This is a genomic window from Pseudomonas sp. Seg1, from assembly GCF_018326005.1.
GTDB lineage: Bacteria > Pseudomonadota > Gammaproteobacteria > Pseudomonadales > Pseudomonadaceae > Aquipseudomonas.
In genome coordinates this window covers 4,258,710-4,278,104 of the sequence record NZ_AP021903.1, presented here as the reverse complement: position 1 = coordinate 4,278,104, position 19,395 = coordinate 4,258,710, and the positions used below count along the sequence as shown (strand labels likewise).

The window sequence follows — 19,395 nt, the reverse complement described above, 5'->3', positions numbered from 1 at the left end:
GCCCGCGATAGCGTCAGGTCTGTCGACATTTATTTGGCTGATCCACCGCCATCGCTGGCAAGCCAGCTCCCACAGGGACGGTGGAGTTTGCATCGAAAGCGTCAGCGCACCAGACACGGCCGCTTGTTATCGAACTTCCACCCGGGAATCAAAAACTGCATCGCCACGCTGTCATCCCGCGCGCCCAGGCCCATGCCTTTATACAGTTCGTGGGCATTGGCCAACTGGTCCATGTCCAGTTCGACGCCCAGCCCCGGTTTTTGCGGCACTTGCACGCAACCGTCGACGATTTGCAGCGGCGCTTTGGTCAGGCGCTGGCCGTCCTGCCAGATCCAGTGGGTGTCGATGGCGGTAATTTCACCCGGTGCAGCCGCTGCGACGTGGGTGAACATGGCCAGGGAAATATCGAAGTGATTGTTGGAGTGCGAGCCCCAGGTCAGGCCCCACTCATGGCACATCTGCGCGACGCGCACCGACCCCTGCATGGTCCAGAAATGCGGGTCGGCCAACGGGATGTCGACAGACTGCAACTGGATCGCGTGACCCATCTCGCGCCAGTCGGTGGCGATCATGTTGGTGGCGGTTTTCAGCCCGGTGGCGCGGCGGAATTCGGCCATCACTTCGCGGCCGGAATAACCGTTTTCCGCACCGCACGGGTCTTCTGCGTAAGCCAGCACATGATGCTGATTACGGCACAGACGAATCGCCTCCTTCAGTGACCATGCACCATTCGGATCGAGGGTAATCCGCGCCTCCGGGAAGCGCTCGGCCAGTGCCGTCACCGCTTCGATTTCGGCATCGCCACTGAGGACGCCGCCCTTAAGTTTGAAGTCCTTGAAGCCGTACTTCGCATGCGCGGCCTCAGCCAGACGTACTACGGCTTCGGCGGTCATGGCCTTCTCGTGACGCAGGCGAAACCAGTCATTATCCGCATCCGGTTCGCTGCGATAGGCGAGGTCGGTTTCGCGTTGATCGCCGATATAAAACAGATAGCCGAGCATTTTCACTTGATCACGCTGCTGACCTTCGCCGAGCAGCGCCGCGACCGGTACGTCGAGGTGCTGGCCGAGCAGGTCGAGCAGGGCGGCTTCGAGGCCGGTGACCGCGTGGATGGTGATGCGCAGGTCGAAGGTTTGCAGGCCACGGCCGCCGGCGTCGCGGTCGGCGAAGGTCTGACGCACTTGGTTGAGGATCTTTTGATACGTGCCGATCGGGCTGCCGATCACCAGGCTGCGTGCGTCTTCCAGGGTCTGGCGAATACGTTCGCCTCCGGGCACCTCGCCGACGCCGGTGTGGCCGGCGTTGTCCTTGAGAATGACAATGTTGCGGGTGAAGAAAGGTCCGTGGGCGCCGCTGAGGTTGAGCAGCATGCCGTCGTGACCGGCCACCGGGACGACTTGCATGGCGGTAATGATCGGGGCTTTGGCGGTGTCGTGTGCGTTCATTGTTTTTATCCCTGGAAACGGAAAGTCAGGCGTGTTTCGGCGCGGCGTCGGCCACGGCGATGGCGGGTGCGGGTTTCGTTGTAGTCCGTGCGAAGAACACGATGATTGCAGCGATGATCGAGGTCGCGGCCAGGCCATAGAGCCCGCCCTGAATCGAGCCGGTGTGTTGTTCGAGCAGGCCGAACGTGGTCGGCGCAACGAAGCCGCCGAGGTTGCCCACCGAGTTGATCAAGGCGATGACTGCGGCGGCGATGCGCGCATCCAGATACGCCTGGGGAATCGGCCAGAACAGCGACGAGGCGGATTTGAAACCCAGCGCCGCAAAGCAGATCGCGACGAAGGCGAAGATCGGCCCGCCGGTGGTGGACATGAACATCCCCGCCGCAGCGATCAACAGGGCGGTGGCGACCCATGCCTGCTGGTGTTTCCACTTGGCCGAGAACGTGGCGAAGGCATACATGCCGACAATCGACAGCAGCCACGGGATCGAATTGAACAAGCCGACCTGGAAGTCGCTCATCTCGCCCATCTTCTTGATGATGCTCGGCAGCCAGAAGGTCGCGGCGTAGATCGTCAGTTGAATGAAAAAGTAGATCAGGCAGAACAGAATGATCTGGCGGTCCTTGAGCAGTTTGCCCATCGATGGCCGGATCGGTGTGGCGGCCTCGCGGGCCTTCTGTTCGTCGTCGATGGCCGTGACCAGCGCATCCTGTTCGGCGCGGGTCAGCCATTTTGCGTCGTGGGGTTTGGCGTCGAGCCAGAACCAGACGAACACGCACAGGCACACCGAAAACATCCCCTCAATGAAATACATCCATTGCCAGCCGTGCAGGCCCAGACCTTCGATTTGCAGGAGCAGCCCGGACAGCGGGCCCGAGATCAGCGACGCCACGGCCGAACCACTGAGGAAGATCGCAATGGCTTTGCCGCGTTCCACGCCTGGCAGCCAACGGGTGAAGTAATAAATCACCCCGGGAAAGAACCCGGCTTCGGCCACGCCGAGCAGAAAGCGCAGAACGTAGAAATGGGTTTCGTTCTGGATGAACGCCATGCCGGCGGCGACCAGTCCCCAGGTGAGCATGATGCGAGTCAGCCAGATGCGTGCGCCGACTTTCTGCAAAAGCATGTTGGAGGGCACTTCGAACAGCGCGTAACCGATGAAGAACAGGCCGGCGCCGAAGCCGTAAGCGGCGGCGCCGATGCCCAGGTCGTGTTCCATGTGGGTGCGGACGAAACCGATGTTCACCCGGTCAATGTAATTGACGATGAACATGATCACGAAGAGCGGCAGGACGTGGCGTTTGACTTTCGAGATGGCGGACGCCAGCGTTGAATCAACGCCCTCGTTCATCCCGGAGACGGAGGTTTTCACTTGGTTTTCTCCCACTGATTATTTTTATGCGGGGTAGGTCTGTGTGTTGCGATGTTGATAGACATCATACAACCTGATTTTTTTGTCCTACAAGTGGGGAGGACCGATTAATTTCCTCTGATGGGAATTGTTTTTATGCTATTTCGGGTTTTGTTCGCGGTTTTATTGGTCGGAATGGCGAAATGATGTAGTTGCTTATCGCTTGGTTCTCGCTGTTTGGAATTGGAGGGCGTACTGAGGAAATCGATAAGCATTGAATGTTGTCATACAAGTTCAATGACGTTCCTAGCTAGAATCAAGCTTGTCAGCCACCCGCTCAGTGCTACGATCCGCAAGCCCCCTCACCGGAACCGACCATGCAAGAAGACCTCGACGCTCCCGCCCGAAAACGCGTGCACAACCTCGCGCATGATCTGGTGGAAAAACTCACTCAAAGCATCCTGCTCGGGCAGATGTCGCCCGGCGACAAGCTGCCGTCGGAAAACGCCATCGTTCAGGAGCACGGAGTCAGCCGCACGGTGGTGCGCGAGGCGATTTCCAAATTGCAGGCTTCGGGGTTGGTCGAGACGCGCCACGGCATTGGCACGTTCGTCATTGAGCGTGCACCGGAGCAGGGGCTACGTCTGAATGTGGATACGGCGCTGGGGGTGCGCAGCATTCTCGAATTGCGCATGGGCCTGGAAACGCAGGCCGCTGCACTGGCTGCACAGCGACGCAGCGAACAGCAATTGCTGCAGATGCGTCAGGCGCTCGACGACTATCAACGGCTGCTGGCCAACAACGACAGTTGCGTCGAGGCGGACCGGCGCTTTCATCTGCTGATCGCTGAGGCCACCGGCAACGTCTGCTTCAGCGAGATCATGCAGCAACTGGGCAGCGCGATGATTCCCCGTGCACGGGTCAATGCCGTCGAACGGGGCGCGGCGGACTTGAGCAAACTGGGGCAATTGGCGAACCTTGAGCACGAGGCGATTCTGAATGCGATCAAGCGCCAGGATCCGGATGCGGCGCGTGCCGCCATGTGGCTGCACCTGAGCAACAGCCGTGACCGCTTCATTGCACAAGGCTGATCGCCGTTGGTCCGTTCGATAGCACGGCTCACACAGGCGGGATTCCAACCTGTACGGCCCGGGTTTTCCGGACCTCCCTGGTGAGGTGCGTCATGGCTAACGATTTGCTGTTTCAGGGTGGGGTTCTCCCCACCGACCCGACCCGGCCGCTGCCTGGCACGGATGAGCCGACACTGGCCGATCACGATGTGCCGCCGGGGATGGCTCCGGGGCGTGATCTGTTGAGCGATGCTGACCGGCCGGAAGACTGGAAGGGTCCGGCGGCGGATGACGATGTGCCGCCGGCAGATGAACCGACGCCGTTGTCGGATGACAGGCGCTGATCAGCGTCTGGTTTACCTGATGTGTTGTCTGCATCGGCCTCATCGCTGGCAAGCCAGCTCCCACACTTATGCGGGAGTACTCGGCAGTTATATACACTCCTGAACTCTGTGGGTGTACATGACTGCCATGTACACCTTTGAACCCTGTGGGAGCTGGCTTGCCAGCGATGGCGGCATTAGCCTCGGCACAGTCCTGGATCAAACTCCAGCCGTCCGCCCCAGCAAAATCCGCCGCTCCAGATTCAGTGCCAAGACACTGATCAGCACCACCGCTGAGCCGACCAGCACCATCATGCTCGGCCGCTCGCCCAATCCCACCGAAGCAATAGCCATCGCCGTCGGCGGAATCAGGTACAGCGTCATGGCAGCCCGGCTCAAATCCACGTGCCTGAGCACAAAACCCCAAGCCAGATAAGCCAGTGCACTGGGAAAAATCCCCAGCGCCAACACCGCCCATTGCACTCGCAACGGGGCTTTCATCACGGTCTCGCTCAATCCCGGTAAATAAACCATCAGCAACAACGTCCCTGACCACACCGCGTAGCACACCAGGCTCAAGCCGTCATAGCGGCGGGCATGGTGCTTTTGCAGGGCGAAATAAATGCTCCACGACAGCGCCGCCAGCAGGATCAACAAGCCATGCGCGTCCATTTCGCCGAGGCCGCTATCGCCACTGACCACAATCACCACGCCGACCAGCCCGAGCAACACACAACCCCAACGCCAGGCGCTGACCTGATCCTTGAACACGAACCGCGCGAGCAACGTGCTGAACAACGGACTCGATTGCGCCAGCACACTCGACGCCCCGGCACTGACACTTTGCTGGCCGATGTTCAGCGCGACGTGATGCAGGCTGACCGCAAAAAAGCCCAAGGCGAACAGCAGCGGCACATCGTTCCTGCGCGGCAGGCGAATGCCTTTGAACGCCGCGATGACCGCCATGAACACGGATGCCAGCAGAAACCTCATCAGCGCCAGATGCCCGGGATCATACGCTTGCAGGCCGACGTGAATGCCGGTCGGCGAATAGGCCCAGCAGCCGACGACGAAAGCCATGGCCAGAACAATTTTCACGGAAGAGGGAGGCTGCATGATTGAGGCACCGAGGGGTTGATGCGCCGAGTATCCGGGCGGCCGATCATTCGCCACAACTGACTTATACTGCGCTGAATGTTCACTCAGAGTGATGGGTATGGAGCTGGCACAAATCCGTATGTTCAAGACCGTGGCCGAGGTTGGCAGCATTGCGCGAGCGGCAGAAAAGCTGTTTTGTGTACCGTCGAACATCACCGCGCGAATCAAGGCGCTGGAGGCCGAGTTGGGTGTAGCGCTGTTTCTGCGTGAGGGGCGGGGGCTGCGGATCAGTCCGGCGGGGCAGACGTTTCTCGCCTATGCCGAAAAGATTCTCGCGCTGACGGCAGAAGCCAAGCGCGCCGTCGATCCATCGGCCGAACCCTCGGGGCCGCTGCGCATCGGCGCGATCGAGTCGTCAGCCACGGGGCGCTTGCCACGGCTGCTGGCGAAGTTTCACAAGCGTTATCCGCAGGTGGCGCTGGAACTCACCACCGGCACTTGGGGGCAGTTGCTCGACGACACGGTCAGTCATCGGCTCGACGGTGCGATTGTCGCGGTGGACGTCGAACGCTCGCAGCTCAAGCGCACACCAATGTATCGCGAAGAGTTGCTGTTGATCGCTTCGACCTCGTTCGGGCCGGTGCGCGATATCAATGATCTGCAAGACAAAACCGTATTCATGTGGCCGCAAGGTTGTCCGTATCGGGCGGCGCTGGAGCATTGGTTGTTGCGTCAGGGACAGGCGTTGCCGATTGTCAGCCTGGCCAGTTACGGGGCGATTGTCGGCTGCGTGAGTGCGGGGGCTGGCGTGGCGCTGGTGCCCAAAGGCGTATTCGAGCAATACGCCAAAGGCGCGGGGTGCGTGGGCTTTGAGTTTCCTGAACTGACCGCCATCGAAAACCTGTTTTATTGGCATGAAAACGCCGGGGTACACCCGGCGCGCGAGGCGTTTGTGGCGATGTTGCGTGAAGAGTTTGTGGCGTAAGAAAAGCTGCCTTCATCGGAAGGCCGCCCGTGCCGCCCGAGGTGTCTGACGCTGTACATCGACCTGAGTAAGCGAGTCGATTATGGATTCACCGCTGCGCGTCCAGGTCGGCGTACCTCTGCAATATCCCCCAATCAATCCCCTCTCCCTCGGGGAGAGGGTTAGGGTGAGGGGCTTTTCAGGCATCACGCAAATCGCGCATCAACAACCCGAACCGCAAATCCACCGCGTCCGGAATCGGCACATACACCGTATGCCCATCCCCCGGCGCCACCTCGATCGCTTCACCCTTGAGGTTGTGCAGTTCATGCAGATCAAAGTGAAAGTTACCCTTGGGCGTCATCAATTCCAGATGATCGCCCAAGGCAAAACGGTTCTTCACCTTGACCTCGGCCAGACGATCACGCCGCTCGCCGGTCAGCTCGCCAACAAATTGCTGGCGCTCCGACACGGAGCTGCCGTGCTGATAATTCTGGTACTCGTCATGCACATGACGGCGCAGGAAACCTTCGGTGTAACCGCGCTGGGCCAGCGATTCCAGATCAAGCATCAAACTTCGATCAAACTCGCGCCCGGCCACTGCATCATCGATGGCCCGCCGATAGACCTGAGTGGTGCGCGCGCAATAGAAGTGCGATTTGGTCCGGCCCTCGATCTTCAATGAATGCACGCCCATGCGTGTCAGGCGTTCGACGTGCTGCACTGCGCGCAGGTCCTTGGCGTTCATGATGTAGGTGCCGTGCTCGTCTTCGAAGGCCGGCATCAGTTCGTCGGGGCGGTTGGCTTCCTGCAACAGGAACACCTGGTCGGTTGGCGCGCCGAGGCCCAGGGTCGGTTCGGGCTGAAAGATCTGGACGATCTCGCCGAGCTGGTTTTCCGTGGCCTCCTGGGCCGAGTATTTCCAGCGGCAGGCGTTGGTGCAGGTGCCCTGATTGGCATCGCGCTTGTTCATGTAACCCGACAGCAGGCAGCGCCCGGAATAGGCCATGCACAGTGCGCCGTGGACAAACACTTCCAGCTCCATGCCCGGCACCTGTTCGCGGATTTCGCCTATTTCCTCCAGCGACAATTCCCGCGACAGGATGATCCGGCTCAGGCCCTGTTGCTGCCAGAACTCGACGCTGGCCCAGTTCACCGTGTTGGCCTGTACCGAGAGGTGGATCGGCATCTGTGGGAAATGCCGGCGCACCAGCATGATCAGCCCCGGGTCAGACATGATCAGCGCATCCGGCGCCATCTCGATGACCGGTGCCAGGTCCTTGAGAAAGGTCTTCAGTTTGGCGTTGTGCGGGGCGATGTTGACCACCACATAGAAACGCTTGCCCTGCCTCTGCGCCTCGCGAATGCCCAGTGCCAGATTGGCGTGATCGAACTCATTGTTGCGCACTCGCAGGCTGTAACGGGGCTGGCCGGCGTAGACCGCATCGGCGCCGTAGGCGAAGGCATAACGCATGTTTTTCAGGGTGCCGGCGGGGGCGAGCAGTTCCGGGGCGGCGAGGGCAGGCGTGGGGTTCATGGCGGCGTCGATCACAAAAGCGCGGCAGGGTAATGCGCTTGCAGATCGACTTTGTTGATCTGGATCTATGTTTCGGCGAGTGGCGGGAATCTGTGCAAAAACAGCACAGATCATGTGCCGGTTGCGCTGTGTTCGATGGGGCGATGCGCGCTAACCTTTGCCCACCCACTCGATAGCAAAAGGAAAGTCCCATGCAACGTTTTACCCGTCGTTTTCTTGCCGCTTGTGCATTTTCCGGTGTGTTGGCCAGCACCGCCGCTGTGGCGGACAGCCAGCCGACCATCCGGGCAATGTCCGGCGCCACGCCGACCGATCATTTGCCGGCGGGTAAATCCGCACTGTTGGTGATCGATTTCCAGAACGAATACTTCACCGGCAAGATGCCAATCCCCGACGGTGCCGCCGCACTGGCGAAAACCCGCGAGCTGATTGCCTTCGCTGATCGCCACAAGATCCCGGTCTACCACGTTCAGCATGTCGCCCCGGCCGGTTCGGCGGTGTTTGCGATCGATGGCGAAACGGTGAAGTTTCATAAGGACATGCAGCCACGCGCCAACGATGTTGTGCTGCAAAAGACCACGGTCAGCGTGTTCGGCAGCACCGATCTCAACGAGCGCCTGAAGAAATCCGGAATTGAAACCGTAATCATCGCCGGCCTGATGACCCACGCCTGCGTCGCCGGTGCCGCGCGTGATGCCGCGCCGCTGGGTTACAACGTGATCGTCGCGTCCGATGCCTCGGCGACCCGCGCAATCACTCGTGCCAATGGTGCTTCCATCGACAAGGACTCACTGCATAACGCGGCGCTGGCGGAAGTCGAAGACACCTTTGGTGACGTGCTGAGCACCGCGCAGATCATCAAACTGCCGGTTCGCTAATCAGCCCGCGCTGATCCGCAACTATGCTCCATGAATAAAGATGGCACTCGTGCACGCTCCGGCTGACTAACAACCGGGGCGTGCATGACGCCTGACTGACATGGACCGGACATGAACGTAAAAAGTCTTCAATTCAAATCCCTGACCGTGCTGCTGGTGCTGGTCACGGTGGCCTTCATCTGGATTCTGCTGCCGTTTTACGGTGCGGTGTTCTGGGCGGTAATCCTCGGCATTCTGTTTGCGCCGATGCAACGCCGCTTGCAGATGAAATTCGGCTGGCAACGCAACCTGACTTCGCTGTGTACGTTAAGCATCTGCCTGGTGATTGCGATTTTGCCGGTGATCATTCTCAGTGTGCTGCTGGTGCAGGAAGGCGCGACGCTCTACAGCAATATTGAAAGCGGCAAACTTGATATCGCGGCGTATCTGGCGCAGTTCAAACACAGCCTGCCGCATTACTTCCAGAATCTGCTCGACCGCTTCGGCATGGGCGAACTCAACGGCGTGCGCGAGAAAATCGTCAAAGCAGCGATGCAGGGCAGCCAGGTGCTGGCGAGTCAGGCGTTCAGTTTTGGCCAGGGCACGTTCGAGTTTGTGGTGAGCTTTTTCATCATGCTGTATCTGCTGTTTTTCTTTCTGCGCGATGGCGCGGAGCTGGTGCGCAAGATACGCATCGCGGTGCCGTTGGAAGAGCATCACAAACGTCGCCTGCAACTGAAGTTCAACCGGGTGGTGCGGGCGACGGTCAAGGGCAACCTGGTCGTGGCGATCACGCAAGGCGCACTGGGTGGGGCGATTTTCTGGTTTCTCGATATCCCCAGCGCATTGCTCTGGGCGGTGTTGATGGCGTTTCTATCGCTGTTGCCAGCGGTGGGGGCGGGGATTGTCTGGGCGCCGGTGGCGGTGTACTTCCTGCTCAGCGGGATGATCTGGCAGGGCGTGGTGCTGGGCTTGTTCGGGGTGTTCGTGATCGGTTTGGTGGACAACGTGCTGCGCCCGATTCTGGTGGGCAAGGACACGCGCATGCCTGATTACCTGATTCTGATCTCGACCTTGGGCGGGCTGGCGGTGTTCGGCTTGAACGGCTTTGTCATCGGGCCGTTGATTGCCGCGCTGTTCATGTCGAGCTGGGCCTTGTTCATCGAGACAAAACCCAAAGTCCAGCTGCCTTAGGCGTGAAACGCGCTGCCGACGATCTTTTGCGACAGCGCCTGAGCGGCCGGCAAGGAAGTCAACGGGCCGCTGATCGCCTCGCCGTCACGCACTACGTACCAACAGGCGAGCAATCCCAGCTCCCTGAGTGGTGCGGGAACGGCGCTACCGATCACTGACATGATTTGAACCTGAGCCATGACGCGTACCTCCATCAAACGATGGGGCTACCTTAGGGGCTCGCCGTCCTCAGGGACAATCAACGCTTTCGATAGTGGTCATTGATAACAGTGAGGGCTGTTTCAATCGACAACCTGGTCAAGCATGTGCACCACTTCGTGCTCATTGAGCAGGCCCTTGTGCACCAGATTTTCCGCCAGCAGCGAAAGTAACTTGGCGCAGCGGTGACCTTCCAGGTGCTTGAGCTCGGTCAAAACGTTGTACACCTTGCTGGAGGTGCACAAGCCGACGATGCGGTGCGGATTTTGTGTAGGCATGGAGTCGTCCTTGTTGTTATCAACCTGTTGTTTACGGACGGATTCAGAGTGCGGTTCCGTCATGACAAAAAAATGACCGTTTCAAGCGAAAGATGCGAACGGTCGACTCAATCATGCCGACTTTAACGGTTGAAACTGTCCTCACAGCGACCTTTGCGAGATTTTTTCAGACGTTGGCCGACCGACGGTCATAAAAAAGCCCCGCTATAAAAGCGGGGCTTTGTTTTCGATTACCAGCGTGGGCCGCCGTAGTAGCCGTGCGGATGGCCGTAGTAACCACGCGGAGGGCCGTAGTAAACCGGGGCCGGTTGCACATACACCGGTTGTTGCACATAAACCGGGGCTGGCTGGTAGTAGACCGGTGGAGGCGGTTGCTGAACGTAGACCGGTTGTGGCTGAACGTAAACCGGCTGTTGCTGCACGTACACCGGCCGGTCCTGGTTGATCAGCGCCGAGCCGATGATGGCCGAGCCGACGATCGCACCAAACACCGCAGGGCCTTGCCAGCCATGGCCACCACCGGCTTCTGCCTGGCCTGTGACCGCGAGTGCGCCAATCAGTAAGGCCATAATGGGGAGTTTACGAATCATGATAAATCCTCGGTTCTTCGACCCGGCGTCCGGGCCTGCACCAGGCCCACAGTTGTCGCGGGGATACTTCTAAGACAGCAACATTTTGAAAAACAGCACGGTCACTGAGTAAATTTTGTGTAAGGTCTGTACCGGCTTCTTTACCGGGCCATGCCATGGCCGCTCAGCACCGTGCAGACAGGCCGCTATGATCGTTCAGAACCCGATGGGCTGGCTAATCCCGTCCATCCGAAAGTGCGTTTGAAGGAGAAGTTTCATGCAGATGAATCCGAACAAAGACACCCAGCTGTGCATGTCCCTGTCGGGACGTCCCGGGAATTTTGGTCTGCGTTTTCATAACCATTTGTATGAGCAGTTGGGCCTGAATTTCTACTACAAGGCCTTCAGCAGCCAGGATCTGACCGGTGCGGTCGGCGGGATTCGGGCGTTGGGCATTCGTGGCTGCGGCGTGTCGATGCCGTTCAAGGAAGCCTGCATCGCGCTGGTCGATGAGCTGGATGCCTCGGCGGCGGCGATCCAGTCGATCAACACCATCGTCAACACAAAGGGCCATCTCAAGGCCTACAACACCGATTACATCGCCGTCGCGCAGTTGCTGGAAACCCATGCGGTGCCCAAGACATCGACTTTCGCTCTGCGCGGCAGCGGCGGCATGGCCAAAGCGGTGGCCAGTGCCTTGCGCGATGGTGGCTATAAAAACGGTTTGATCATCGCCCGCAACGAGCGCGCCGGGCGTGCGCTGGCGGACTCGCTGGGCTATCGCTGGCAGGCTGAACTGGGCGATGAACGTGTGCAGATGCTGATCAACGTTACCCCGGTTGGTATGGATGGCGGCCCGGAAGCGGGGCAGTTGGCGTTTGAGCCTGAGGTGATCGCGGCCGCAGAGACGGTGTTCGATGTGGTGGCGATTCCGTCGGAAACACCGCTGATCGTGCGTGGCCGGGCCGAAGGCAAGCGGGTGATTACCGGACTTGAGGTGATTGCGATCCAGGCGCTGGAGCAGTTTGTGTTGTACACCGGGGTGCGGCCGACTGAGGAGCAGTTTCAGGCAGCGGTGAATTTCGCACGTAGCTGATGCTGCAGATTCTGTGGTGAACGAGCGGGCCCCATCGCTGGCAAGCCAGCTCCCACAATGCCGGGGACTGTTCACATACTTGTATTCCACCCCGATACCTGTGAGAGCTGGCAAGCCAGCTCCCACAATGCCGGGGACTGTTCACATACTTGTATTCCACCCCGATACCTGTGAGAGCTGGTAAGTCAACTCCCCCAATATTGCGGGTTGTTCACTTATTTGTGTTCCACCCCGATACCTGTGGGAGCTGGCTTGCCAGCGATGAAGTCACCGCGGTTTATCGGTTGCCTACACTGAATCTCCCAGCAAGCACAGACTTGCCCACACACAAAAAAACCGAGGTCAGCATGCATCCGCCCATCCTCAACCTGCATCAGGTCGAACTCGAACCGCTTCCCGCAGCCCTGGCGCCAGAAGGCGAAACCGCCGGGCGCTACCAGCAGCGCATGGCCCGAATCGGTCAGCAACTCGGTGCGCAGAAGCTCGGTTATCGTTTGTATGCGTTGCCGCCGGGCATGCGCGGCAGCCCGTTTCACAGTCATCGGGTCAATGAAGAGATGTTTTACGTGGTGGCCGGGGAGGGCGAGGTGCGCCTCGGCGCCGAGCGCTTCCCGATCCGCGCCGGAGACGTGATCGCTTGCCCGGCGGGTGGCCCGGAAAAGGCGCATCAGATCATCAATACCAGCCAGGCTGAATTACGTTATCTGGCAGTCAGCACCCAGCAGCAACCGGACATCTGTGAATACCCGGATTCGAACAAGTACGCAGTGATGGACAACTTCAGTGTCGATGCCGAGGGCAACGCCTCAGGCTTTGTCGCCGTGGCACGGCAGGCGGATGGCGTTGATTACTGGGATGGGGAATAAAACGTAGAACCCCTGTAGGAGTGAGCCTGCTCGCGATGGCGTCGTGCCAGTCACATCATCTTTGGATGACACTCCGCTATCGCGAGCAGGCTCACTCCTACCTTGGATTTGTGGTGGTTATTCGAGGCGCGCCAGGCGTTCTTCCAGCGCTGCAATCCGCGCTTCCAGCTCTTCGATTCGTTCCACCGAAACACCGCCGCTCGCACGTTCCCCCGGATTCTGCCGAGCCGCCAGAATCGCCTCGATATCCGCCGGATCACCCAGCGCATGGGTATAGCGATCCTCGCGCTGCCCCGCCTGACGCGGAATCAACACCGCCAGCCCGCGCGCAATCAAGCGTTCCAGCTGATGCACCACCTGCTCGGCATCTTCAAAATCATGCATGCGTCCGCTGCGGGTGAGCAATTCGTTGATGGTTTGCGGACCACGCAAAAACATCAAACCACTCAGAATCACCTGCGCCGGCACCAGTTCCAGCGCCTTGTCGACCTTGTGCTCCCAGCGGTCGGCGCGGCTGCCCATGACCAGTTTGGCGAAACCACGACCTTCGAGGGCGCGCAGGCTCTGGCCGACCTGGCCCTGGGTGAGGTTCATCACCGGTTCGCGGCTGGTTTTCTGATTGCAGGCCGTTACCAGCGCGTTGAGGGTCAGCGGATAGGTTTCCGGGCTGGTCGCCTGTTTCTCGATCAGCGAACCCAGAATACGGATTTCCGTGGCGTTGAGCCGTGGCTCGTCAAAGGTGGATTCTTGTTCGGTGGTCATCGCGCGTTCCCTTTGCAGTCGAAGGCGCTTAGCCTAATCCTTGCCAAACAAAAGGCAAGCCGTGTGGTCATCAAGCATGGCTATAATCGCCCCCACGATCCACCCAGCCACTACACGAGACTGCCATGACCATTTCCCTGTACGCCGCATCCGTCCCGGTTTTTCAACAAATGCTCAACGCCCTGAGCGATGTGCTGAAAAAGGCTGAAGCCCACGCCACCGAGAAAAACATCGACCCGAACGCCTTCCTGCAAGCACGCCTGTACCCGGACATGTTCCCGCTGGTGCGTCAGGTACAGATCGCGGTCGACTTCGCCAAGGGCGTTTCCTCGCGTCTGGCTGAAGTCGAAGTGCCGAAGTACGACGACACTGAAACCACTTTCGCCGAGCTGCAAGCGCTGATTGCCAAGGTTCTCGCCTACATCGGCGAGATCAAGCCTGAGCAGATCAATGGCAAGGAAGGTATCGAAATCGTCACCCGCCCGGGCACGCCGAAAGAGAAGCGCTTCAGCGGCCAGGCTTACCTGCTGACTTACGGTCTGCCGCAGTTCTTCTTCCACGTCACCACCACCTACGCGCTGCTGCGCCATAACGGTGTTGAAGTGGGCAAGCGTGATTACATGGGCGCGTTCTAAATCGCCAAGAGCCCCTAATCGGAACGCCGCCCGCCTAACCCTCTCCCGGAGGGAGAGGGGACTGATCGCTGTGTTCTTGCGTCCTGCATCGACCTGATCCATCGAGTCGAACTCAGAATCTGAACAGCCCCCGATCAGCTCCCTTTCCCCCTCGCCCCCTTGGGGGAGAGGGTTGGGGTGAGGGGGTAAAGATCTCAGCCACAAAAAAGCCCGCCCAGGTTCACACCTCGGCGGGCTTTTCATTGCAGCGATTATTATGCGGCGCGTTGGGCCTTCTCTTCCTCACCCAGACAGGCTGCGGCGGTGAACAAAACATCGGTGGACGAATTCAACGCCGTCTCCGCCGAATCCTGCAACACCCCAATAATGAAACCAACCGCCACCACCTGCATGGCGATCTCGCTCGGAATGCCGAACAGGCTGCACGCCAGCGGGATCAGCAGCAGCGAACCACCGGCCACGCCCGACGCACCGCACGCGCAGATTGCCGCTACGACGCTGAGCAGGATTGCGGTCGGGATATCCACGGCAATACCCAACGTGTGCACGGCCGCCAGGGTCAGCACAGTGATGGTAATCGCCGCACCGGCCATGTTGATGGTCGCGCCCAGCGGGATCGACACCGAATACGTATCTTCATGTAGGCCCAGACGCTTGCTCAATTCCAGGTTGACCGGAATGTTCGCCGCCGAACTGCGGGTGAAGAACGCGGTGATGCCGCTTTCGCGCAGGCACTGGAGGGTCAGCGGGTAGGGGTTGCGACGCAGTTTCCAGAACACGATCATCGGGTTCATCACCAGCGCCACGAACAGCATGCAGCCGAGCAGCACGGCCAGCAGATGCGCGTAACCGATCAGCGCGCCGAAGCCCGAGGTGGCGAGGGTCGAGGCGACCAGGCCGAAAATGCCCAGCGGTGCGAAGCGAATCACCACGCGTACAATCAGGGTCACGCCATTGGACAGGTCACCCAGCACTTCGCGGGTGGTGTCACCGGCATGCCGGATCGCGACCCCCATGCCGATCGCCCACGCCAGAATGCCGATGAAGTTGGCGTTCATCAGCGCGGTCACCGGGTTGTCGACCACGCTCAGCAGCAGGCTTTGCAGCACTTCGGCGATGCCGCCCGGTGCGGTCACGGCAATATTGTCGGTCGACAGCACCAAGTGCGACGGAAACGCCATGCTGGCAACCACCGCGACTACCGCCGCAGCGAACGTGCCCAGCAGATACAGAAACAGAATCGGCCGAATATGGGTTTCCTGGCCGTGTTTGTGATTGGCAATCGAGGCCATCACCAGCACGAACACCAGAATCGGTGCCACGGCTTTCAGCGCCGAGACAAATACCTTGCCGATAAATGCAGTGCTTTTCGCCGCATCCGGGGCGAACATCGCCAGGGCGATACCGGCAATCAGACCGATCAGGATCTGCGTGACCAGGCTCAGGTTCTTGAGACGGTGCAATAGAGAAGGGGAAGAAGCGGTCATAACGGCATCTCTGATTTTTTATAGGGTGCAAGGCTGCGCGAAAGCGGTGGCAATATCAGGGGCAGGCCACCGTCACGAGCCGAAAGGTCTGACGCAACATCAGCGCTTTTAAACACGACGCTGAATAGGCTGTTCGTTTTTCAGGGCGCGGACTTTATCACAGCGTAGGCTTTATCCTTCAGGCCTGTGACGATCTGCCACCCGACTGACCGTCAAGATCGGCAGGTTTGTGCAAGTCAGTCTCGAAACACTCTGTTAAGATTCTCCATCCTCATTTTCAAGTTCTGCCAGCGGGCCTTACGGTCAACGCTGGTGTCGTCGTTTTGCTGGAGTTACCCATGCTGTTGCCCATCCTTCTGTTGTCTGCCGCCGGCTTCACGGTGCTGACCACGGAGTTCGTCATCGTCGGCCTGCTGCCGTCGATTGCCCGCGACCTTGAAGTCACGATCCCGCAGGCCGGTCTGCTGGTGACTCTATTCGCTTTTACCGTGGCGATGTTCGGCCCATTCTTGACTGCGTATTTCGCCCGCTTCGAACGGCGGAAACTGTTTATCACCATCCTGATCATGTTCGGCCTGGCCAATACCGTGGCCGCGCTGGCGCCGAACATCTGGGTGATGGCGATTGCCCGCTTGATCCCGGCACTGGGGCTGCCGGTGTTCTGGGCGCTTGCCAGTGAAACGGCGGTGGACATCGTCGGCCCGGACTATGCCGGTCGCGCCATCGCCAAGATCGGCTTCGGCATTGTCTGCGCCACGGTGTTCGGCATTCCGGTCGGCACGCTGATTTCCGACGCATTCGGCTGGCGCAGTGCTTTCGGCATTCTCGCGGTTATCGCGTTTGCCAAGGCGCTGTTGTTGTTTGTCTACCTGCCAAAAACCGATCTGCACCAGCACCAGGTCAGCTTCCGCTCACAGTTCAAGATCCTGCGCAGCCCGTTGATGATCGGCCACATCCTGCTGTCGATTCTGGTGTTCAGCGGCATGTTTACCGCTTACACCTATCTGGCCGACATTCTTGAACGCCTGGCCGGATTCAACGGCACGGTGGTCGGCTGGTGCCTGATGGGCTTCGGCGCGGTCGGGCTCATCGGCAACTCCTTGGGCGGGCGTGCCGTGGACCGCCATCCGCTGGGGGCGTCGGTGTTGTTCTGTGCGTTCATGATTGCCGGCATGGTGTCGCTGGTGCCGAACATTCATTCGCCGTTGGGCCTGGCCGTGGCGATGGGCATCTGGGGCGTGACCCAGGCGGCGCTGTTCCTGGTCAGCCATGTGCGTCTGATGAAAGCCGCGCCAGAAGCGCCAGCCTTTGCCGCCTCGTTGAATATCGCCGGGGCCAATCTGGGGATTGGCCTGGGCGCCATGGTCGGTGGCCGGGTCATCGACAGCGCAGGTCTAGGCTTCCTTGGCTTTGCTGCCGCCGGGTTCATTCTGCTGTCGGTATTCCTCGCCATGGTCTTGATGACGCTCAAGCCGCGCGAAATGTGCGCAGAGGCCTCATAACGCTGTAAACAGCTCGCGTCGGGCACCTTCGGTAATCGCAACGATGCCGGGGTGCTTGACCTTGCGCTCCACCGAAATGGCGTAAAACGACTCGGTCACGGCATCGGTCTGGCCAATCAGCTCGACGCCATACTGGCGCCTCACCTCATCGGCAATCACGCTCGGGCCGATAAAAATCCCGCTGCCGGATTGGCCGAATGCCTGCATCAAGGCACTGTCATCGAACTCCCCAACGATTTGCGGCTGGATCTGCTGTTCGGCAAACCAGCGCTGCAAACGGCTGCGCACCACGGTTTCCGCCCCGGGAATCAACAGTGGCGCGCCGTGCAGGCTGCGCGGAAAGTCCTGCCCGTAACGCTCGGCGAGTTCGGCGGTGGCGAAGAAACTGATCCCGCACTCGCCGAGCTTCTGGCTGTAGCCCTTGATGTCGAGGTGCGACGGCATCGGACTGTCGGAGATCACCAGATCGAGACGTTGAATCGCCAGATCCGCCAGCAAGCGTTCGAGTTTGTCCTCGCGACAGGTGATGCGCAGCGGCTCGTTCAGCTCCATGGTCGGCGCGATCAGGCGATAAACGATGGATTTTGGCACCACATCGGCAACGCCGACGCGGAACAGGATCTGCTGTTCGTTGGGCTGGGCGCGCAGCATCAACTCCAGTTCGCCGCCCAACTGAAACATCTGTTCGGCGTAGGGCAGGGCCTGGCGCCCGGCTTCGGTGAGTTCGAGTTGTCTTCCCACCCGTTTAAACAAATCGATGCCGTAAGTTTGTTCGAGCAGGGAGATCTGTCCGCTGATGGTCTGCGGTGTCAGGTTCAGTTGCTCGCAGGCACGCACGATGCTGCCAGTCTTGGCCACCACCCAGAAGTAATGCAGTTGTCGGTAATTGAGCATCGGTGCGTCCCTGGTGTGCGGATTCGTAAAAAACGAAGTATAGCCGCTGAAAATACGAATTTTCCTGAAGTGTTTGTCTCCCTAGAATGCCCAGCCATCGACGGCCGGTCTGTGACCCTGTCTGTTCATTCGAAGGAAGCCCATGAAATACACACTCCCAGCGTTGTTGTTTACGTCTTTACTGGTTCTGACCGGTTGCGATCAGGCCGAGAAAAGCGCCCAGCAGTTGATGGGCAAAGCCGCCGAAAGTGCCAAACAGGCCATCGACGACACCCACAAGGCTGCCGAACAAGCGCTCAGCGATGCCACCGGCGGGCTGATCGAGAAAAAAGAAACCCCGGAAAAAGACTCGGAAAAATCCGAGTCTTCCTCCAAGACCATCTAATTCGTCTTACACAGAGTCAGGACTGACCCATGGAATATCTGTTAGAACTCGCCGCCAGCCCCACCGCCTGGGTTGCTTTGGCCACACTGGTGGTGATGGAGATCGTGCTTGGCATCGATAACCTGATCTTTATCTCGATCCTGACCAACAAGCTGCCCGAACAGCACCGGCAGAAAGCGCGCCGCATCGGTATTGGCATGGCGTTGATCCTGCGACTGGCGCTGTTGAGCACCATCGCATTCATCGTGCAGTTGACTGCGCCGGTGATCGAAATCCTTGGCCAGGCCTTCTCCTGGAAGGACATGATCCTGATTGCCGGTGGTCTGTTCCTGGTGTGGAAGGCAACGACGGAAATCCATCACAGCATGGATCCGGCGCCGGAAGATCCGAAGTCGGCCACGTCGACGGTGACCCTGGGCTTCGCGGCCGCTATTGGCCAGATCCTGATGCTCGACATGGTGTTCTCGATCGACAGCATCATTACCGCGGTCGGCATGACCGAACATTTGCCGATCATGATCATCGCGGTGGTGGTCTCGGTGCTGGTGATGTTGCTGGCGGCTGACCCGCTGGCCAAGTTCATCAACGACAACCCGACGGTGGTGATGCTGGCCCTGGGCTTCCTGATCATGATCGGCATGACGCTGATCGCCGAAGGCTTCGGTGCCCACGTACCGAAAGGTTATGTGTATGCCGCGATGGCGTTCTCGGCGGCGATTGAAGTGTTGAACATGATGTCGCGCCGGGCTCGGCAGAAGAAAGTGGCTGAGCAGGTGTAAACGCTGAAAATGCAAAAACCGCCTGAGCTATTGAAGTTCAGGCGGTTTTTTTTTGCTCAGGAGTTGTGCTGCGCATCGGAGCCAACCCCTCACCCCAGCCCTCTC

At 59.4% G+C, this 19,395-nt stretch carries 21 protein-coding genes; 11 read left to right on the top strand and 10 right to left on the bottom strand.

Annotation, left to right across the window (positions count from 1 at the left end; all coding sequences use genetic code 11):
• Positions 1–101: 101 nt before the first annotated feature.
• Together gudD and KI231_RS19175 are read right to left on the bottom strand one after the other, a co-directional pair.
• Positions 102–1,445: a glucarate dehydratase gene (gudD, locus tag KI231_RS19180; protein ID WP_212809601.1), complete on the bottom strand. Its 1,344-nt coding sequence runs from the start codon at positions 1,443–1,445 to the stop codon at positions 102–104.
• 25 nt (positions 1,446–1,470) lie between these two features.
• Positions 1,471–2,817, bottom strand: a complete 1,347-nt coding sequence (locus tag KI231_RS19175) for an MFS transporter (protein ID WP_212809599.1) — start codon at positions 2,815–2,817, stop codon at positions 1,471–1,473.
• Between the two features lie 356 nt (positions 2,818–3,173).
• Between KI231_RS19175 and KI231_RS19170 the strand changes: the two genes are divergently transcribed.
• Together KI231_RS19170 and KI231_RS19165 are read left to right on the top strand one after the other, a co-directional pair.
• Positions 3,174–3,887 (top strand): FadR/GntR family transcriptional regulator, encoded by a 714-nt coding sequence (locus tag KI231_RS19170; RefSeq protein ID WP_103306632.1) that lies wholly within the window; start codon positions 3,174–3,176, stop codon positions 3,885–3,887.
• A 92-nt stretch (positions 3,888–3,979) separates the two neighbouring features.
• On the top strand, positions 3,980–4,210 hold the full coding sequence (locus KI231_RS19165; RefSeq protein ID WP_212809597.1) for a hypothetical protein: 231 nt from the start codon (positions 3,980–3,982) through the stop codon (positions 4,208–4,210).
• A 198-nt stretch (positions 4,211–4,408) separates the two neighbouring features.
• Here KI231_RS19165 and KI231_RS19160 read toward each other — a convergent pair whose 3' ends face one another.
• Complete coding sequence (locus tag KI231_RS19160; protein WP_212809595.1) at positions 4,409–5,305, bottom strand: DMT family transporter; 897 nt, start codon at positions 5,303–5,305, stop codon at positions 4,409–4,411.
• A gap of 100 nt (positions 5,306–5,405) precedes the next feature.
• Between KI231_RS19160 and KI231_RS19155 the strand changes: the two genes are divergently transcribed.
• A complete protein-coding gene (locus tag KI231_RS19155; RefSeq protein ID WP_212809593.1) occupies positions 5,406–6,272 on the top strand; it encodes a LysR family transcriptional regulator in 867 nt (288 codons plus the stop codon).
• A gap of 178 nt (positions 6,273–6,450) precedes the next feature.
• Here the strand turns inward: KI231_RS19155 and trhP are convergent, their stop codons facing one another.
• Entirely contained in the window at positions 6,451–7,788 is a 1,338-nt protein-coding gene (trhP, locus tag KI231_RS19150; protein WP_212809592.1) for a prephenate-dependent tRNA uridine(34) hydroxylase TrhP, read from the bottom strand.
• Between the two features lie 191 nt (positions 7,789–7,979).
• On the opposite strand from trhP, the gene KI231_RS19145 reads away from it, so the two are divergent.
• The gene (locus tag KI231_RS19145; protein ID WP_212809590.1) at positions 7,980–8,666 is read left to right on the top strand and encodes a cysteine hydrolase family protein; all 687 of its coding nucleotides are present in this window, start codon (positions 7,980–7,982) and stop codon (positions 8,664–8,666) included.
• Between the two features lie 111 nt (positions 8,667–8,777).
• The gene (locus tag KI231_RS19140) at positions 8,778–9,839 is read left to right on the top strand and encodes an AI-2E family transporter (RefSeq protein WP_103306626.1); all 1,062 of its coding nucleotides are present in this window, start codon (positions 8,778–8,780) and stop codon (positions 9,837–9,839) included.
• On the opposite strand, the gene KI231_RS19135 is transcribed toward KI231_RS19140, so the two are convergent.
• The 3 genes from KI231_RS19135 to KI231_RS19125 all read right to left on the bottom strand — a co-directional run bounded on the left by KI231_RS19135 (position 9,836) and on the right by KI231_RS19125 (position 10,905).
• Positions 9,836–10,018, bottom strand: coding sequence for a hypothetical protein (locus KI231_RS19135; protein ID WP_103306625.1), 183 nt, complete (start codon positions 10,016–10,018; stop codon positions 9,836–9,838). The genes KI231_RS19140 and KI231_RS19135 overlap by 4 nt on opposite strands.
• A gap of 102 nt (positions 10,019–10,120) precedes the next feature.
• Positions 10,121–10,315, bottom strand: coding sequence for a hypothetical protein (locus KI231_RS19130; protein WP_103306624.1), 195 nt, complete (start codon positions 10,313–10,315; stop codon positions 10,121–10,123).
• A 230-nt stretch (positions 10,316–10,545) separates the two neighbouring features.
• Positions 10,546–10,905 (bottom strand): hypothetical protein, encoded by a 360-nt coding sequence (locus tag KI231_RS19125; RefSeq protein WP_212809588.1) that lies wholly within the window; start codon positions 10,903–10,905, stop codon positions 10,546–10,548.
• Positions 10,906–11,161: 256 nt separating this feature from the next.
• Between KI231_RS19125 and KI231_RS19120 the strand changes: the two genes are divergently transcribed.
• Positions 11,162–11,980, top strand: coding sequence for a shikimate 5-dehydrogenase (locus tag KI231_RS19120; RefSeq protein ID WP_212809586.1), 819 nt, complete (start codon positions 11,162–11,164; stop codon positions 11,978–11,980).
• A gap of 347 nt (positions 11,981–12,327) precedes the next feature.
• Entirely contained in the window at positions 12,328–12,846 is a 519-nt protein-coding gene (locus KI231_RS19115) for a cupin domain-containing protein (RefSeq protein WP_212809584.1), read from the top strand.
• A 117-nt stretch (positions 12,847–12,963) separates the two neighbouring features.
• Here KI231_RS19115 and KI231_RS19110 read toward each other — a convergent pair whose 3' ends face one another.
• Positions 12,964–13,608, bottom strand: coding sequence for a YceH family protein (locus KI231_RS19110; protein WP_103306619.1), 645 nt, complete (start codon positions 13,606–13,608; stop codon positions 12,964–12,966).
• A 125-nt stretch (positions 13,609–13,733) separates the two neighbouring features.
• Here KI231_RS19110 and KI231_RS19105 point away from each other — a divergent pair, with 125 nt between their 5' ends.
• Positions 13,734–14,243, top strand: a complete 510-nt coding sequence (locus KI231_RS19105) for a DUF1993 domain-containing protein (RefSeq protein WP_123529389.1) — start codon at positions 13,734–13,736, stop codon at positions 14,241–14,243.
• A 254-nt stretch (positions 14,244–14,497) separates the two neighbouring features.
• Here KI231_RS19105 and sstT read toward each other — a convergent pair whose 3' ends face one another.
• Positions 14,498–15,730: a serine/threonine transporter SstT gene (gene sstT / locus KI231_RS19100; RefSeq protein ID WP_103305221.1), complete on the bottom strand. Its 1,233-nt coding sequence runs from the start codon at positions 15,728–15,730 to the stop codon at positions 14,498–14,500.
• 338 nt (positions 15,731–16,068) lie between these two features.
• Here sstT and KI231_RS19095 point away from each other — a divergent pair, with 338 nt between their 5' ends.
• The gene (locus tag KI231_RS19095) at positions 16,069–17,232 is read left to right on the top strand and encodes an MFS transporter (RefSeq protein ID WP_103305222.1); all 1,164 of its coding nucleotides are present in this window, start codon (positions 16,069–16,071) and stop codon (positions 17,230–17,232) included.
• On the opposite strand, the gene nhaR is transcribed toward KI231_RS19095, so the two are convergent.
• A complete protein-coding gene (gene nhaR, locus KI231_RS19090) occupies positions 17,227–18,126 on the bottom strand; it encodes a transcriptional activator NhaR (protein WP_212809583.1) in 900 nt (299 codons plus the stop codon). The two genes, KI231_RS19095 and nhaR, sit on opposite strands and share 6 nt — an antisense overlap.
• A 142-nt stretch (positions 18,127–18,268) precedes the next feature.
• On the opposite strand from nhaR, the gene KI231_RS19085 reads away from it, so the two are divergent.
• Both KI231_RS19085 and KI231_RS19080 read left to right on the top strand, forming a co-directional pair.
• Entirely contained in the window at positions 18,269–18,511 is a 243-nt protein-coding gene (locus KI231_RS19085; protein WP_103305224.1) for a hypothetical protein, read from the top strand.
• A 29-nt stretch (positions 18,512–18,540) separates the two neighbouring features.
• Positions 18,541–19,290, top strand: coding sequence for a TerC family protein (locus tag KI231_RS19080; RefSeq protein ID WP_103305225.1), 750 nt, complete (start codon positions 18,541–18,543; stop codon positions 19,288–19,290).
• Positions 19,291–19,395: the final 105 nt, after the last annotated feature.

What these genes read in the sequence shown, in the direction of transcription:
- KI231_RS19085 (WP_103305224.1), top strand. Translation starts at nt 18,269, where the DNA reads ATGAAATACACACTCCCAGCGTTGTTGTTTACGTCTTTACTGGTTCTG.
- KI231_RS19125 (WP_212809588.1), bottom strand. Translation starts at nt 10,905, where the DNA reads ATGATTCGTAAACTCCCCATTATGGCCTTACTGATTGGCGCACTCGCG.
- trhP (WP_212809592.1), bottom strand. Translation starts at nt 7,788, where the DNA reads ATGAACCCCACGCCTGCCCTCGCCGCCCCGGAACTGCTCGCCCCCGCC.
- nhaR (WP_212809583.1), bottom strand. Translation starts at nt 18,126, where the DNA reads ATGCTCAATTACCGACAACTGCATTACTTCTGGGTGGTGGCCAAGACT.
- KI231_RS19155 (WP_212809593.1), top strand. Translation starts at nt 5,406, where the DNA reads ATGGAGCTGGCACAAATCCGTATGTTCAAGACCGTGGCCGAGGTTGGC.
- KI231_RS19110 (WP_103306619.1), bottom strand. Translation starts at nt 13,608, where the DNA reads ATGACCACCGAACAAGAATCCACCTTTGACGAGCCACGGCTCAACGCC.
- KI231_RS19145 (WP_212809590.1), top strand. Translation starts at nt 7,980, where the DNA reads ATGCAACGTTTTACCCGTCGTTTTCTTGCCGCTTGTGCATTTTCCGGT.
- KI231_RS19135 (WP_103306625.1), bottom strand. Translation starts at nt 10,018, where the DNA reads ATGGCTCAGGTTCAAATCATGTCAGTGATCGGTAGCGCCGTTCCCGCA.
- KI231_RS19170 (WP_103306632.1), top strand. Translation starts at nt 3,174, where the DNA reads ATGCAAGAAGACCTCGACGCTCCCGCCCGAAAACGCGTGCACAACCTC.
- KI231_RS19095 (WP_103305222.1), top strand. Translation starts at nt 16,069, where the DNA reads ATGCTGTTGCCCATCCTTCTGTTGTCTGCCGCCGGCTTCACGGTGCTG.
- KI231_RS19160 (WP_212809595.1), bottom strand. Translation starts at nt 5,305, where the DNA reads ATGCAGCCTCCCTCTTCCGTGAAAATTGTTCTGGCCATGGCTTTCGTC.
- KI231_RS19130 (WP_103306624.1), bottom strand. Translation starts at nt 10,315, where the DNA reads ATGCCTACACAAAATCCGCACCGCATCGTCGGCTTGTGCACCTCCAGC.
- sstT (WP_103305221.1), bottom strand. Translation starts at nt 15,730, where the DNA reads ATGACCGCTTCTTCCCCTTCTCTATTGCACCGTCTCAAGAACCTGAGC.
- KI231_RS19140 (WP_103306626.1), top strand. Translation starts at nt 8,778, where the DNA reads ATGAACGTAAAAAGTCTTCAATTCAAATCCCTGACCGTGCTGCTGGTG.
- KI231_RS19105 (WP_123529389.1), top strand. Translation starts at nt 13,734, where the DNA reads ATGACCATTTCCCTGTACGCCGCATCCGTCCCGGTTTTTCAACAAATG.
- KI231_RS19165 (WP_212809597.1), top strand. Translation starts at nt 3,980, where the DNA reads ATGGCTAACGATTTGCTGTTTCAGGGTGGGGTTCTCCCCACCGACCCG.
- KI231_RS19120 (WP_212809586.1), top strand. Translation starts at nt 11,162, where the DNA reads ATGCAGATGAATCCGAACAAAGACACCCAGCTGTGCATGTCCCTGTCG.
- gudD (WP_212809601.1), bottom strand. Translation starts at nt 1,445, where the DNA reads ATGAACGCACACGACACCGCCAAAGCCCCGATCATTACCGCCATGCAA.
- KI231_RS19080 (WP_103305225.1), top strand. Translation starts at nt 18,541, where the DNA reads ATGGAATATCTGTTAGAACTCGCCGCCAGCCCCACCGCCTGGGTTGCT.
- KI231_RS19115 (WP_212809584.1), top strand. Translation starts at nt 12,328, where the DNA reads ATGCATCCGCCCATCCTCAACCTGCATCAGGTCGAACTCGAACCGCTT.